Source organism: Vibrio sp. 10N.222.52.C3, from assembly GCF_041474195.1.
Lineage (GTDB): Bacteria > Pseudomonadota > Gammaproteobacteria > Enterobacterales > Vibrionaceae > Vibrio > Vibrio crassostreae_C.
In genome coordinates, this window is the sequence record NZ_JBFRTQ010000030.1 from 17,918 (window position 1) to 31,539 (window position 13,622).

Here is a 13,622-nt window from a genome sequence, read left to right on the forward strand (position 1 = left end):
TTAGTCATTCGCATCGAACATAATCGACAGGTTCTCTACTATGGAGAACCTGTTTCTTTAATATGGAACTGTATGAAAAGTACCGAACTAAATCTAATTCCTATATTTGTCGCTATTTATGAAGAGCAGAACTTATCTAGAGCTGCTAATCGCATGGATATAAGCCAACCAGCAGTGAGTAAAGCACTTGCAAGGTTGAGAGATATCTATGATGAGCCACTGTTTCATCGCACCACATCAGGCGTAGAGCCAACCACATTCGCTATTGATATCTATCCTGCAATGGCCGCTGCACTTAAAAACTTTACTTCTACCTTATCCGCATCAAGAGACTTCGATCCTAAAACCTCAGGCCGCGTGTTTTCCATTGCCTGCGTCTCGGCGGCGAGCTACGAAATGATGCCAAAAGTCATGCGGTTAATCAGCCAAGTCGCACCAGGTATCGCGTTAGAGGTTCATCCTCTGTTTACCGAAGACTATGAGTCTGATTTAAGGCTGCAAAGACACGACGTGATTGTTGATATGACGCCTAAAGGAAGAACCATGCTTAAGCACGAGGTGATTTCTACAGAAGAGCTGGTCGTGGTGTGTAGTAGTGATCATCCTACGGTTGGCGATACCATCGATATGGAACAGTTCTTAGCACTCGAGCATGTGGTGGTCTCTAGGTGGCATGCGCGCAAAAGCTTATTAAGCTCTGAGCACTATAGTGACCTTGAGAAACGTAGAATCGTGTATCGCGCAGCGGGCATTGTAGAGATGCTTCCTGTTATCGAAGGCTCTGAGTACATCGGAGTAATGCCTGTTTCATCAGTGCGTTGTTTTGCTGAAAAGTACGCGGTAAAAACACTACCATTACCCTTCGAGTTGGAAGACCTCGATATTGGTATGATTTGGCATCCAAGCCGTACTAATGAACCAAGCCATAAGTGGTTACGAGCTAAGATCAAAGCGGCAGCAAAAGAGTTATCAAGTTAGCCTATACAAGGACATAGCCATGGACAGCATTCGCGTGATTTTAAACGGAAAGAAAGCCAATATCCCGGAATTAAGGCAAGCCACCTTTGCGGCGAGGGACAATGATATTGACCTGCAAGTTAGAGTGACTTGGGAATCGTCGGACATGTTTCGTTTGGTAAGCGAGGCAATATGCGATGGTGTTAAGCGTCTGATTGTTGTCGGTGGCGATGGAACGGTGAATGAAGCCGTTAACGCGCTCAACCTGTTCCGTGCCAGTGAAAGACCACAACTGGCGCTTGTCCCAATGGGCACTGCGAATGATTTTGCTACCGCAACGGGAATACCTAACGATATTTCGGGTGCTTTTGAACTAGCGCTGGAAGGCAAGGCGTTTGCGGTGGATAGCGTGCGTGCGAATGACCGCTATTTTATGAATGTCGCTGCGGCGGGTTTTGGTGCTGAAGTCACAGCTGAAACGCCAGTCGAGCTTAAAGATTTTCTCGGTGGCGGTGCGTATACACTAACAGGTGTGGTGAAAGCACTTGGCTTTAAGCCCTACAGTGGCACGTTGCCCATAGACAAAGGCAGCTTTACCGGCGAGATCCTTGTTGGTGCTTTTTGTAATGGTCGCTTAGCGGGTGGAGGACAAGAGTTAGCACCCAATGCATTGATTGATGATCGCTGTTTACCCAGTCGGGTATCGAGCTATCACGCGCCACCATGGCAAGGTGGGTTATCCAAGTCAGTGAGAAGTTCGCCCCGCTGTATGTGGCCTTGAAGGAGAACCTACTTCAACAAGTGGTGGTTCAGGCGGATGAAACGCCGCTCAATGTGCTCAAAGAAGAGAAGCAGTGTTATATGTGGCTTTACTGCTCAGGCGCTGACTCGCCCGAAGCGGCACTGCCGAATGTGAAAAAATCGCCTTGTACGACTATCAAAACAGTCGCGCGAGGGTGTGCCCCGTGGACTTTTTAGGTGACTACAACGGTTATCTACAAACCGATGGCTACACGGCTTATCATGGTCTGCATCACGTCACTAATGTGGGGTGCTTAACGCAAGTTCATGGACGCGAAGAAGCTTCAAGGGGAAGGTAAATCGGGCAAGGCTGATAAAGTGCTGGCTAAACCCCAAAAGCTCTACGGGATAGAATCACGCTTAAAAGGTGCGCCTGCCGAAGAACGCAAAGCAGAGCGTTAAGCGTATGCCAAGCCGATACTGGATGAGCTTTACCAATGGATGACAACCCAGAAGGTGATAGGCTCTAGCCCACTAGGCAAAGCAATAAAGTACTAGCTCGGGCAATGGCCTAAACTCATTCGTTATATCGACGATGGTCACTTATCTATCGATAATAATCGCGCTGAACGCGCAATTAAACCGCTGGTTATTGGCAGGAAAAATTGGCTATTCTCCAACACACCAAACGGTGCTGAGGCGAGCGCGATGCTTTACAGTATCGTCGAGACTGCAAAAGCCAACGGTCTTATCCTCTAAGACTACATGGTCAAGTGCATGAAAGAGCTCGCGAAAGCAGAGCCTGATATCGACGCACTTCTACCTTGGACCTCTTCGGGTCAAGTCAAAACAGACCTCAACAATATTGGCTTTGGCCTCGAAACTTACGTTTGGTGCTAACTATGCCATCGGACTCTAATAACATATTTGGGTTCTTTGATGAGTTTGAAGCTTCAGAAGGAGAGTCACAGCAACCCCCTATAGAGCTGTTTCAAGAACCCGTTGAAATTTTATCAACCCTAGATAGTCAGCCAAAGAAGGTACAACAAGAAGTCTTTGTGATAAATAAAAAGCGACATCCACTCACGGTAGTGAATATATGTAGGATCACGTCCTGCATAAGCGATTTATTCAAATTTAAAGAGTGAATTAATATCGCACCATAAAGAAAAAATACTTCAAATACTCCAGAAATGAGCATGGCTGAGCATAGGGATTCTCAGGTTTGATGATACCAATATCAGGTCAGATGGCCGAACACATTTATGGGTACAACCATGAATTTAACGCATCGCTCACTCATGGTTATCGCTATCACTGTTGCTCTTTCTGCGTGGGGTAGTGATGAAACCAGCTCACGTCCTATTAAGCCAGAACCGCTTCAGACATTACCAACAGAGCAGGTTTCAGTATCCATCGGGGACGCGACTCTTTTCGCAAATAGAGAGTCTGTTGTGATCAATACCTTAGCAGGTGACGAGCAACGCGTATCCATTGAAGCGTTTAAAGGAATCACTTACGCCGATCAACAACGTTTTCAGCACAGTCACTCCGTCAATTAGAACACAATGCTGATAGCGCTATAGATGCGACACAATTTGGCGCCGTGTGCCCACAGCTTAAAATAACCCAGCAAGAGCAATCTGAAGATTGCTTGAATCTTAATATTTGGCGTCCTTCGGAGATCAATGGTTCAGAGTCATTACCCGTGTATGTCTTTATTCATGGTGGGGACTTTGAATATGGCGCAGGTTCTGATACCGACATTAACGGTGATACCGTCGTGGCTAAAAGATACCATTCGATATACGGGTGGCGTTGGCGCTGGAAAGGCGAACCTCGATATTTTCAAAGAGTTCAGTATAGGTGCGTCGTACAACAAAACGATTCAATTCGGCACAAAAAACTCGGGAGTCGCTGCGCTTCAGCAGCTCCAGTTTCGAGTGGCAAACACACCATTGATGCTGGGTGTGAAACATATTATTGGCCAGAGCTCGGTAGAGTTTGAGACCAGTAATGAAGATGTGAATAACGCTATCAATGGCGTTATTCAATATTTTATGGGCGAAAGCTCGGTGACCTCTGGGCTGGGTGTTGTCGCGGAATACGATAATACGATTGATAATCGTTGGACCGTTTCTGCGTTTTATGGCCTGGGTAAAGCGACAGTAGAGGGCAGTCTGTCAGACGATGAAAGTGTCGATGCGTATGGTGCTGGATTTCGCTATCAGATAGCTTGCCGATATGGGTTACACATGGGGGTAGACCTCGCTTTTAGTGACGTTGACAGCGCGTTTTATATAACGGTTGGCAGTGGATTCTAATGATGGAAAGGTGGGTGTTAGTCAATCGATTGATTTTTCTACATGCAGCATAGTTTTCATAGCAATCATGAACTAATATTCTTTTACAACAAACATAACAGGTATCAATATGAAAAATTACGACCCAAATGAATTGGACGCTACGCAAGTATTACTTGATGGTGTCGATACAGATAAACGTTCGACTTTGACTAAGTTAGCGGTTGGGGCTGCGGCACTGCCTTTTGCCTCTGTTTTACATGCAGCCCCTGAAAAACTGGTTGGTCAAAACATCAAACTGATGCCTAACGAGAAAGGGCCATTTGATATCGTTATCGAAAATGGCCGTGTTGTTGATCCTGAAACTGGACTCGACGCAATTCGTCACGTCGGTATTAAAGGTAAGCGTATTGCTGCAATCTCAGACAAAAAGCTGCAAGGCAAAACAATCATCGATGCTGAAGGTCTCGTGGTTGCACCTGGCTTTATCGATATGCACGCTCACGGACAACAACTTCCTGCTGCCCGTGCTCAAGCATTCGATGGCGTAACCACCGCTCTTGAGATGGAATCTGGTCTATTCCCAATCGGAACGTACTACGATATTACTGCTGCTGAAGGTCGCCCGATTAATTACGGCGCTTCTGTAGCATGGACTTACGCTCGTATTCAAGCAAAAGAACCTACGATGCCTGCTCCTGATGGTACGATTGTTTGGTTCCAGAAAGCTTTTTCTAAAAACAATTGGCAAAATACCCTAGCAACCCCAGATGAATTAAAACAAATTCTGGGCTCGGTTGAGCAAGGTCTTAAAGAGGGGGGCTTAGGCATTGGTATTAACGCGGGTTACGCACCAGGTTATGGCCACAAAGAGTACTATGATCTTGCTAAACTAGCAAAACGCTATGAAGTACCAACCTACACTCACGTTCGTTACCTAAACAGCGCAGAGCCACAATCAAGCTTTGAAGCATACCAAGAACTCATTAGCCTGTCGGCGACAACGGGTGCACACATGCACATTTGTCACCTCAACAGCACGTCAGTACAAGATATCGAAGATTGTGCCGATTTAGTTCAATCCGCCATTGATCAAGGTTTAGCCGTTACTACTGAAGCTTATCCTTATGGTGCTGGCTCTTCCGTTATTGGCGCAGAAGTTTTCCGTGGTGACGATTGGTTACAACGTTGGGGTGTACCAAGCGCTAGCTACATGGAAGCGAATGGTAAAGCACTAAACCAAGAAAAAGTCACTGAACTACAAGCATCAGCGCCCGGTACCGTGGTTGTCATGCACTTCTTAAAACCCGATGAGAACAAAGAAGATCGCGCTAAAATGGACCGTTCAGTATTGTTCCCAGGTGCAGCTATCGCTTCAGATGCAATGCCTTGGATGGATGATAAAGGCGTATTAATTGAAGGTGATGTATGGCCACTTCCAAGCAACGCAATAGCTCACCCTCGCTCACTTGCTTGTTTCTCTCGTTTTATTGAAAAATATGTCGAGGAATACAAAGCGGTAACACTAGTAGAAGCGATGGAAAGAACTAGCTTAAACGCATGTCGTATTCTTGAGGATGCTGTGCCACAAATGGCAAATAAAGGTCGTATTCAAGTAGGTAAAGATGCTGATTTAGCTATTTTCAAACTTGATGAAGTAAAAGCCGTTGCAACATTTGATAAACCAAATGCCCTTTCTACAGGCATGAAATACGTACTTGTAAACGGGACACCTATCATTGAAGCTGGTGAAATGTTGTTAGATTCAAACCCAGGTGAAGCGGTTCGCAACAAAGTTACTGGCTAAGTTATCCTGACTTAAAAGGTTGGGCATTAGCTCAACCTTTTTTATTGCTTACCGAGTAAATATAGACAACGAAAATCGAAAGAGAGCATGCTATGAGCAAGAAGCCTATTCCAGTAACAATTTTAGCCGGATTTTTAGGAGCAGGGAAAACGACCCTACTAAACCATATATTAACCAATGCAAATGGAATGCGCATGGCTGTGATCGTCAATGATTTTGGATCAATCAATGTTGATGCGGAGTTAGTTAAATCTGAAAGTGAAAATATGATCAGCCTAGAGAATGGCTGTATCTGTTGTAACCTTGCAGAAGGACTAGTCGTTTCGGTAATGCGTTTACTCGCATTAGAGGAACGCCCAGACCATATTATTGTTGAAACTTCAGGTATCGCAGAACCCAAAGAAGTGGCACTTCAATTTGAAGATCCGGAACTGCAAGCACACGCACCTTTAAATGCAATCGTGACGACGATCGATGCGGAAAACATTTTAGGGCTAGAAGGCCCAATGGAGACGTTGTCGAAGCAGCAAATTCAAGTGGCTGACATTGTTCTGGTTAATAAAGTTGACCTAGTCGATGCTGATAAACTAGAGCAAGTCAAAGCATGGTGCCGAGTACAAGCTCCGTTTGCTAAATTGATTGATATTTCATTCGGCGAAGTGGATTTACCTATCTTATTTGATGCCCCTGAAAGTACGCGCTTTGTCACTAACAAAATAGCGGCTGATCAAAGGGAATGCCAGCACCATGATTGTCATGATGAGCACTGTCATCACGTGAACCATGATTTCGAAACATTCAGCTTTGAAACTGATCAAGCGCTTAATCTACAAAGTTTGTATCCTCTACTGCAACAGTTTTCAATTGATGCTTATCGCATGAAAGGTATTTTAAATTTAACCGATCGTCCTGATCATCGCTGTGTATTTCAGTGCACGGGCCAGCGAGCCAATGTGACGGTTGGAGATGCATGGGAAGATGATGAATCTCGTTCGTCACGGTTAGTCTTCATTGGACCTAAAGGTGGCCTTGATAAAGAGAGTATGCGTAAAAAACTGAACGCACTGGTGGCGTAGTTAGAACGGAAATGGAGTAGATGGCAAGCCTATCAACCTAGCGCTTGCCTATACCTAGCTTACCTCTGCCTACTTTGCATTGACTCATCCTAAGCATCCTTATCTTATAGAATTATTGGCTACTTTCGATTCTATTCGGTTTTTCCAAATCCATATTGCTCATTCCCCTCGCCATCTGAAACAAAATAGTCTTATCGATTTTCGAGACTCTGTTCATCAGTACCTTCTCAGAATCGGTTAACGTCAAAAAGCAGATAAAGACTCAATCGTGGGTTATTAGGGCGTGTTGATCAGCGATTGTTAGCTCGATGGTTAGTCCTCAATGATGGAATCAAAATGACGACTAAATATAGAATAAACCATGATTTGTCCCGCCATAATCGCGCCAAACATCAGCAAGGCGGACAGACCAATATTCGGAATGGGTAAAATGGAGGTCGCAAAGAAGGACTCACTTGCTCCGACAATGATTCGACTACCGGGGACAAGAATGATGATCCCTTGAATAATGTATATGAGTGGTGGAACGTGACGCAATTTTCCCATCCCCAACCCGTAAAGCGTAATGAGTATTGTGCTTACCCATGTACCTACAACCCAATCGGAAGTAAACCAATGTGGCCCCCACATGCCAATTGCCGCGACAGGAAGGCCTAAGAGAATTTCTGTCATACTTGCGTTGAAAATAAGGCCAATAGCGACAGAAATCCCGATCAGTGCGGTGACATGAAGAACGAATGGGATTTCATCAATAAATACCGGTACCGATAATGGTTGATTGATTATGTTGGCTAAGCCTAACCCCATAACAATGCCGATGAATATTTTCATTACTATGAGTGCGCTTTGTGCAAGCAGTTCGATACCTGACCGAAAGTCATTGAGAGCAAGACTGGCTAAGCCGTTGGTGACGGTTAACCCAGGAATAAAAAGGACAATGGAAGAAATGCACAGTGCCAATGTTGGTAAGCCGGGAACCTGTGCCGCTATCATACCGGTTAAAAAACTGGCTACTAAGGCGACAAAGAACTCGACAAGAATGCTTCTTGGCCCAGTCAGGAAAATTTGTGCTAGCCAGGCTATAGCGCCCAGAATAATGGATAAACCGACCGCCAGATAAGTACTGCCAACTAACATTAAATAACATGGCGGAAGCAATAAATTGGCAAAGCACAAGGTACGATTCGAGTAGGTTTCTGAACCTTCGTAATGGGAATGAGTCGAAAAGCCTTTAAGCGTTGCGACTAAATCACGTAAGTTAACCGAGGGTGGTTTTTTGTTTTCCATCACGACTTTTTGCGTGGGTTGCTCAAAAATAGTGATGACTTTTGTCGGGGTCACATCAATAGAGACATCAATGTTCTGGCGTTTTGCATAAGCTTGAGTGTATTGAGCTACCGAGTAAGGCGCACAACCAGATTGATGTAATCGGTCCGAAAAGCTCAAAATTTCTTGCTGGCATTGTTCGATATGATTTGTTTGTTTCATTCTGTTTGTTTCTCAATAACCAAGGCGATATATGTTTGAGGGGCATTCTAATTCAATAGTATCCTCATTCAAGCGTAACCAATAGTCGTGTATAGAGGACGGGCCCCTACAAACGAACAAGGCAATGGTTAAAAAGATAGGATTCATTGAATGAGAGGTTATCAGTTTATCGTTGAGGTAAATCAGTCATTGTTGAAGCTGCAACCTCAAAAATAGATCCGCTCACGCAGCTATTTGAAGGCGTAAAACTCCAAATCCATGAGGTGATTGATTTAACTCTGAGGCTTTTAGAAAAGCTCGGTAATGAGTAAAGGAAACTAATATTTAGGAAATGGAAGCCTAAATAAGATTGATGATGAGCGTTAGAATCACAACTAGAATGGAACCGACATAAGCAATTTCAATAATGTTTGAATCAATCCAGTTGCAGTATGCTTGAATTGCTAAACTCAGTTTGTTTTTCATAATGGCCTTTGGAAAATTAACCGAAATCTACTGTAAATAATAGCTTATTATGAGTGAGCTTTGGTGACGGTTTCAAAGGTTCCTTAGCGCTAACAGTGTGATTGCGGCGCTCACGTATTAACAATATCGTCCCGTGGGTTCATGGGGCGGATACAGTCGATAAGGTTTAAGAGCAGAAAATTGGGGTAAAAAAGAGCCGCTTATTTGTGGTTCATCGCGGCTTTCCAAGACCCTGTAAATAATTTTGTGTAACTGCTCTTGGTTATAAGTATTCAGTTAGTCGGTCTTCGAACATAATCATAAAGCGGTTTAGAGCTTGTTTCCAGTGATGGATTGGCATTGTCCATCTCTTGGAAGCATCCATTATCGCTAGGTACACCACCTTTCTTGCCGATTCATCTGTCGGGAACAGTTTACGCTTCTTAGTCGCTTTTCTTATCACGCTGTTCAGAGATTCAATCGCATTCGTTGTATAGATAGCTCTACGGATATCTTGAGGGTAGCTGAACAGAGTATTGAGATTATCCCAATGAGCCGTCCATGAGCGACTGATTTGAGGGTACTTGTCATCCCATTTATCACCAAAGTGCTCTAACGCCAACAGTGCTTCATCTTCAGTCGTAGCTTGATAGATTTCCTTTAAGTCTGCGGTAATGGTCTTGTAGTCTTTCCACGGAACGTATTTCATTGAGTTTCGTACCATGTGTACGATACAGAGCTGGATTTGAGTTTTTGGATAAACGGCATTGATGGCATCAGGAAAGCCCTTGAGGCCATCAACACAAGCGATGAGGATATCATTCACACCCCGATTTTGAAGCTCTGTAAGTACACTGAGCCAGAACTTCGCGCCTTCAGTTTCGGACATCCACATCCCAAGAAGTTCTTTCTGACCTTCCATATTGACGCCGAGAGCAAGGTAAATGGCTTTGTTGATGACTTGCTTATTTTGGCGCACCTTCACAACAATGCAGTCCAGGTAAACGATGGGGTAAACCGAATCAAGAGGGCGAGCTTGCCACTCAACAACTTGTTCTAAAACAGCATCAGTGACTTTCGATATTAGACTGGCGGAGATATCAGCATCGTACATTTCTTTGAAGGTTGCGACGATTTCTCGGGTAGTCATTCCTTTGGCATACAAGCTTAAGATCTTGTCGTCCATCGATTGGAATCGAGTTTGATGCTTACGAACGAGCTTGGGTTCAAAGGACGCGTCACGGTCACGAGGGATTTCTAGCTGGATCTCACCATTGTCAGTAAGTAGGCGCTTAGAAGAGTAGCCATTTCGACTATTACTATCGTTGGTCGGTGAGTGTTTTTCGTAGCCAAGGTGATCATCAAGTTCAGCATTTAAAGCTGTCTCAACCGTCACCTTGGTTAACATTTTCCTGAAGTCATCAAGATCCGAAGGCGTCTTAATTGACTTAGCGGCTTCGCGAGCGAAGGCTTCTAAAGCTTTCTTGTCCATATTGCTTATCCTTAGCCATGACTGGCTTAATTATAAGCAGATACACAATTTAAATTACAGGCTCCGTTCTAATGCCACTGCAGATTTGTAGTGGCATTTTTGATTTAGGAGCAAGCGCCTCTAATAAATAACATTGATACCCCTCCCCACTAAAGCGACAAACACATCTGTCCAAAATCTGAACGCTAAGTAACTGATTGAGTTACATAGCTATACATATCCATACTTACCCAAATCACCTTTTTCACTATCATCATTTTCTTGTTATTGGTGAGATTATTGGAAGGGTTCATGACACGACTATGTTCGAGCAATCCTTCTTCTTTGAGGTGATTATGAATGTCGTTCGCATGGGGATTGAAGCAAATACCCATAAAAATAAGGGTAAGTACAAAGCGATAGTTAAGTTTACTATTCGAGCCCTGTTTTATTATTCAGCTACTCGAAAAATGAGTAATAATTTCAACTCTGAAGAGAGAAAGTTATTATTTATCAAGCAACCCAACTTCCTTTCTAAATTTGTGACTCCCTACTTATGTACTGGCTTTAGCAATAAAGAAAAGATCGATATCTTATCCAAACACTACGACTGGTTTGAAAACACCTTCGCAACAGAAGCTAGACACCAAATCTATAACGAAAGGCTCAATCTTTTAAAACTTGAGATAGATGACAACGTTTATCTGGTTAATCTCAGCTTCGAAAGAAACGCGAGAAAAGAAGGTGAACTGACAATTTCATTGACCAACTCTCAACTCGAAAAAATGTATACCATTTCGTTTACTGTTTTCGACAACAACATCTACATCGGCGGTATACAGGGTGGCGCCAATGACAATGGATTTAGCCGCACATTCACCAAAGCTTTTTACGGTTTAAGACCTAAATCCTTCATGGTAGAAACACTACGACTGCTCGCTATTAACTTGGGTATCGACAATATCTATGCGGTAAAAGAGTCTGGTCATGTCTCGAACTCATTACGCTACGGTAAGAAAAACAAAGACATCAGCCTTAAATACGACAGTCTGTGGGAAGAGCACGATGGACAGGTGCATGATAACTATTTCTATCGTCTCCCGACAAACCCGAACAGGAAAGATCTTGAAGCTCTAAAACGTCAAAAGCGTAAGTTGTATCGCGAGCGTTATGCCTGGCTAGATCTGTATGAACAAGATCTGAAGAACGTAATCAGTCAGCACATCCGTGATCCTGTTCATTATGCTCATGACAGTTAATTTGGCTAACCTGTACTCGACTCGCTAACGCGTATTACCTTTACTAGCGTGCTTTAGTCTAATCACAGCCCTTGGACCAAACGCTCAATCCCGAGGTGATAGCTTCAAAATAAATATTAGACAATGCTAATTTACATCTTTATAGTATCTAGGTATTTCGAAAACTACTCAATCGCCGGCGACCAGCCAGTACTGATCATTAAGAAGATACAAGCTCTATGCTCGGCAATTTGTATAGTTAAACTTAGAGACAGTAATAGGTAAACGTATGACTAAAATTGTAATCATCGGTGGCGTAGCTGGAGGTGCTTCAGCTGCTGCACGCGCTCGTCGTCTTAGTGAAGAAGCCGAAATAATAATGTTTGAACGAGGACCATTCGTCTCTTTTGCCAACTGTGGATTGCCATACCACATAGGTGGCGATATCGAGGATAGAAGCAAGCTTCTGTTACAAACACCTGAAAGCTTCTTAGCTCGCTTCAACGTTGACGCACGAGTGATGAACGAAGTTACCTCTATTGATCGCACCAATAAAACCGTTACAGTCAAAAATCTTGTTGATGGTAATCACTACAGCGAGAGTTACGACTTCTTATTACTAAGCCCTGGAGCCGGTGCCGTCGTTCCTCCCATCTCAGGAATCGATAACCCCCTCACCCATTCACTACGCAATATTCCAGATATGGATCGCATCATCGAAACAATCCAAATGAATAAACCTGAGCACGCGACAGTTGTTGGCGGTGGCTTTATCGGCTTGGAAATGATGGAAGCGTTTCATCAGCTTGGGATCAAGACTTCGTTGATTGAGATGGCTGACCAAGTAATGACGCCAGTAGACCGGGAAATGGCCGGCTTTGCCCATGCGGAGATTCGTGACAAAGGCATCGACCTAAAACTCGGCGTCGCGCTTGAGTCTGTGAAATATATACCTAACGAACACATCGCAAGTTTTGATTCAGGCGAGAGCGAGAAGCACCAACACATAGAGGGTGAATTAGAATTAACACTTAATAATGGCGAGTCATTAACTACTGATATCTTAATCATGGCTATCGGTGTGCGTCCTGAGACTAAGTTAGCAAAAGAAGCAGGACTTCAAATTGGCGAACTAGGTGGTATCTACACCAATGAAATGATGCAGACTAGCGATCCTAGCATCTACGCTGTGGGTGATGTGGTCGAAGAAAAAGACTTTGTCACAGGTGCACAAACTCTAGTTCCGCTTGCTGGCCCTGCTAACCGTCAAGGTCGTATGGCTGCCGACAACATGCTCGGACGCAATGAAATCTATCAAGGTACACAGGGCACAGCTATCTGTAAGATTTTTGACCTAGCCGTTGCCTCAACAGGGAAAAACGAAAAACAGTTGAAGCGTGAAGGCGTCGACTATGAAAAAGTCTATGTGCATACCGCAAGCCACGCTAGCTACTATCCTGGCGCTGAGATTGTCTCGTTCAAGATGTTATTCGCCCCTAAGACAGGGAAAATACTAGGTGCGCAAGCCGTCGGTAAAGATGGCGTTGATAAACGCATTGATGTTATGGCAGTAGCTCAACGTGCAGGTATGACCGTTGATCAGCTTCAACACCTTGAATTAACCTATGCACCACCTTACGGGAGTGCCAAAGACGTGATTAACCAAGCCGCATTTGTTGCCAACAATATTATTAAAGGTGACGCGACACCTATTCATTTCGATGAGATTGCAACATTAAGCGACAACCAACTCCTACTCGATGTTCGTAACCCTAGCGAACTAGAAAATGGTGGCTTTATTGAAGGCGCAATCAACATTCCTGTCGACCAACTGCGTGATCGAATGAGTGAGCTCCCAGCAGACAAAGAGATTGTAATCTACTGCCAAGTCGGGTTACGTGGTAACGTGGCTTATCGCCAACTCGTCAACAACGGCTTTAAAGCACGCAACTTAATCGGTGGTTATAGAACACTCATGTATGCAAAAGCTTAAGGATTAATACTTAGTCGCCGGTAATGGTGCGCGGACACTTACGGGCTAGTTGCTAGTTGCTGAGAGAAAGTCGCTCATAAATAGATGCGAGTAGTTAATAGTAA

The 13,622-nt window shown here is 44.0% G+C and carries 10 protein-coding genes and 2 pseudogenes; 10 read left to right on the plus strand and 2 right to left on the minus strand.

What is annotated here, in order from left to right:
- Window positions 1-72 precede the first annotated feature (72 nt).
- The 8 genes and pseudogenes from AB4517_RS05220 to AB4517_RS05255 all read left to right on the plus strand — a co-directional run bounded on the left by AB4517_RS05220 (window position 73) and on the right by AB4517_RS05255 (window position 6,884).
- Complete coding sequence (locus AB4517_RS05220) at window positions 73-978, plus strand: LysR family transcriptional regulator (protein ID WP_372148004.1); 906 nt, start codon at window positions 73-75, stop codon at window positions 976-978.
- A 19-nt stretch (window positions 979-997) separates the two neighbouring features.
- Window positions 998-1,738, plus strand: coding sequence for a YegS/Rv2252/BmrU family lipid kinase (locus AB4517_RS05225; protein ID WP_372111589.1), 741 nt, complete (start codon window positions 998-1,000; stop codon window positions 1,736-1,738).
- Window positions 1,639-2,598, plus strand: a pseudogene (gene tnpC / locus AB4517_RS05230) (IS66 family transposase); the annotation flags it as partial. The gene AB4517_RS05225 and the pseudogene tnpC, both read left to right, overlap by 100 nt.
- A 377-nt stretch (window positions 2,599-2,975) precedes the next feature.
- Window positions 2,976-3,260, plus strand: coding sequence for a hypothetical protein (locus AB4517_RS05235; RefSeq protein ID WP_017062010.1), 285 nt, complete (start codon window positions 2,976-2,978; stop codon window positions 3,258-3,260).
- A gap of 44 nt (window positions 3,261-3,304) precedes the next feature.
- Window positions 3,305-3,427, plus strand: a pseudogene (locus AB4517_RS05240) (carboxylesterase family protein); the annotation flags it as partial.
- Entirely contained in the window at window positions 3,387-4,022 is a 636-nt protein-coding gene (locus tag AB4517_RS05245; RefSeq protein WP_372123016.1) for a hypothetical protein, read from the plus strand. The pseudogene AB4517_RS05240 and the gene AB4517_RS05245, both read left to right, overlap by 41 nt.
- Before the next feature lie 109 nt (window positions 4,023-4,131).
- Complete coding sequence (locus tag AB4517_RS05250; protein ID WP_017062008.1) at window positions 4,132-5,808, plus strand: amidohydrolase family protein; 1,677 nt, start codon at window positions 4,132-4,134, stop codon at window positions 5,806-5,808.
- 92 nt (window positions 5,809-5,900) lie between these two features.
- Window positions 5,901-6,884 (plus strand): GTP-binding protein, encoded by a 984-nt coding sequence (locus tag AB4517_RS05255; protein WP_372148005.1) that lies wholly within the window; start codon window positions 5,901-5,903, stop codon window positions 6,882-6,884.
- A gap of 312 nt (window positions 6,885-7,196) precedes the next feature.
- Here the strand turns inward: AB4517_RS05255 and AB4517_RS05260 are convergent, their stop codons facing one another.
- On the minus strand, window positions 7,197-8,372 hold the full coding sequence (locus AB4517_RS05260; RefSeq protein WP_017064690.1) for a threonine/serine exporter family protein: 1,176 nt from the start codon (window positions 8,370-8,372) through the stop codon (window positions 7,197-7,199).
- Window positions 8,373-9,099: 727 nt separating this feature from the next.
- Entirely contained in the window at window positions 9,100-10,308 is a 1,209-nt protein-coding gene (locus AB4517_RS05265) for an IS256 family transposase (RefSeq protein WP_102449292.1), read from the minus strand.
- 335 nt (window positions 10,309-10,643) lie between these two features.
- On the opposite strand from AB4517_RS05265, the gene AB4517_RS05270 reads away from it, so the two are divergent.
- Together AB4517_RS05270 and AB4517_RS05275 are read left to right on the plus strand one after the other, a co-directional pair.
- Window positions 10,644-11,546 carry a VirK/YbjX family protein gene (locus AB4517_RS05270; RefSeq protein WP_133153774.1) on the plus strand — a complete coding sequence of 301 codons (903 nt, stop codon included), beginning with the start codon at window positions 10,644-10,646 and terminating at the stop codon, window positions 11,544-11,546.
- A 268-nt stretch (window positions 11,547-11,814) separates the two neighbouring features.
- Complete coding sequence (locus AB4517_RS05275) at window positions 11,815-13,518, plus strand: FAD-dependent oxidoreductase (protein WP_017067877.1); 1,704 nt, start codon at window positions 11,815-11,817, stop codon at window positions 13,516-13,518.
- Window positions 13,519-13,622: the final 104 nt, after the last annotated feature.

Coding starts and splice junctions, on each gene's coding strand:
- AB4517_RS05270 (WP_133153774.1), top strand. CDS start 10,644: ATGAATGTCGTTCGCATGGGGATTGAAGCAAATACCCATAAAAATAAG.
- AB4517_RS05250 (WP_017062008.1), top strand. CDS start 4,132: ATGAAAAATTACGACCCAAATGAATTGGACGCTACGCAAGTATTACTT.
- AB4517_RS05275 (WP_017067877.1), top strand. CDS start 11,815: ATGACTAAAATTGTAATCATCGGTGGCGTAGCTGGAGGTGCTTCAGCT.
- AB4517_RS05225 (WP_372111589.1), top strand. CDS start 998: ATGGACAGCATTCGCGTGATTTTAAACGGAAAGAAAGCCAATATCCCG.
- AB4517_RS05245 (WP_372123016.1), top strand. CDS start 3,387: ATGGTTCAGAGTCATTACCCGTGTATGTCTTTATTCATGGTGGGGACT.
- AB4517_RS05260 (WP_017064690.1), bottom strand. CDS start 8,372: ATGAAACAAACAAATCATATCGAACAATGCCAGCAAGAAATTTTGAGC.
- AB4517_RS05265 (WP_102449292.1), bottom strand. CDS start 10,308: ATGGACAAGAAAGCTTTAGAAGCCTTCGCTCGCGAAGCCGCTAAGTCA.
- AB4517_RS05220 (WP_372148004.1), top strand. CDS start 73: ATGAAAAGTACCGAACTAAATCTAATTCCTATATTTGTCGCTATTTAT.
- AB4517_RS05255 (WP_372148005.1), top strand. CDS start 5,901: ATGAGCAAGAAGCCTATTCCAGTAACAATTTTAGCCGGATTTTTAGGA.
- AB4517_RS05235 (WP_017062010.1), top strand. CDS start 2,976: ATGAATTTAACGCATCGCTCACTCATGGTTATCGCTATCACTGTTGCT.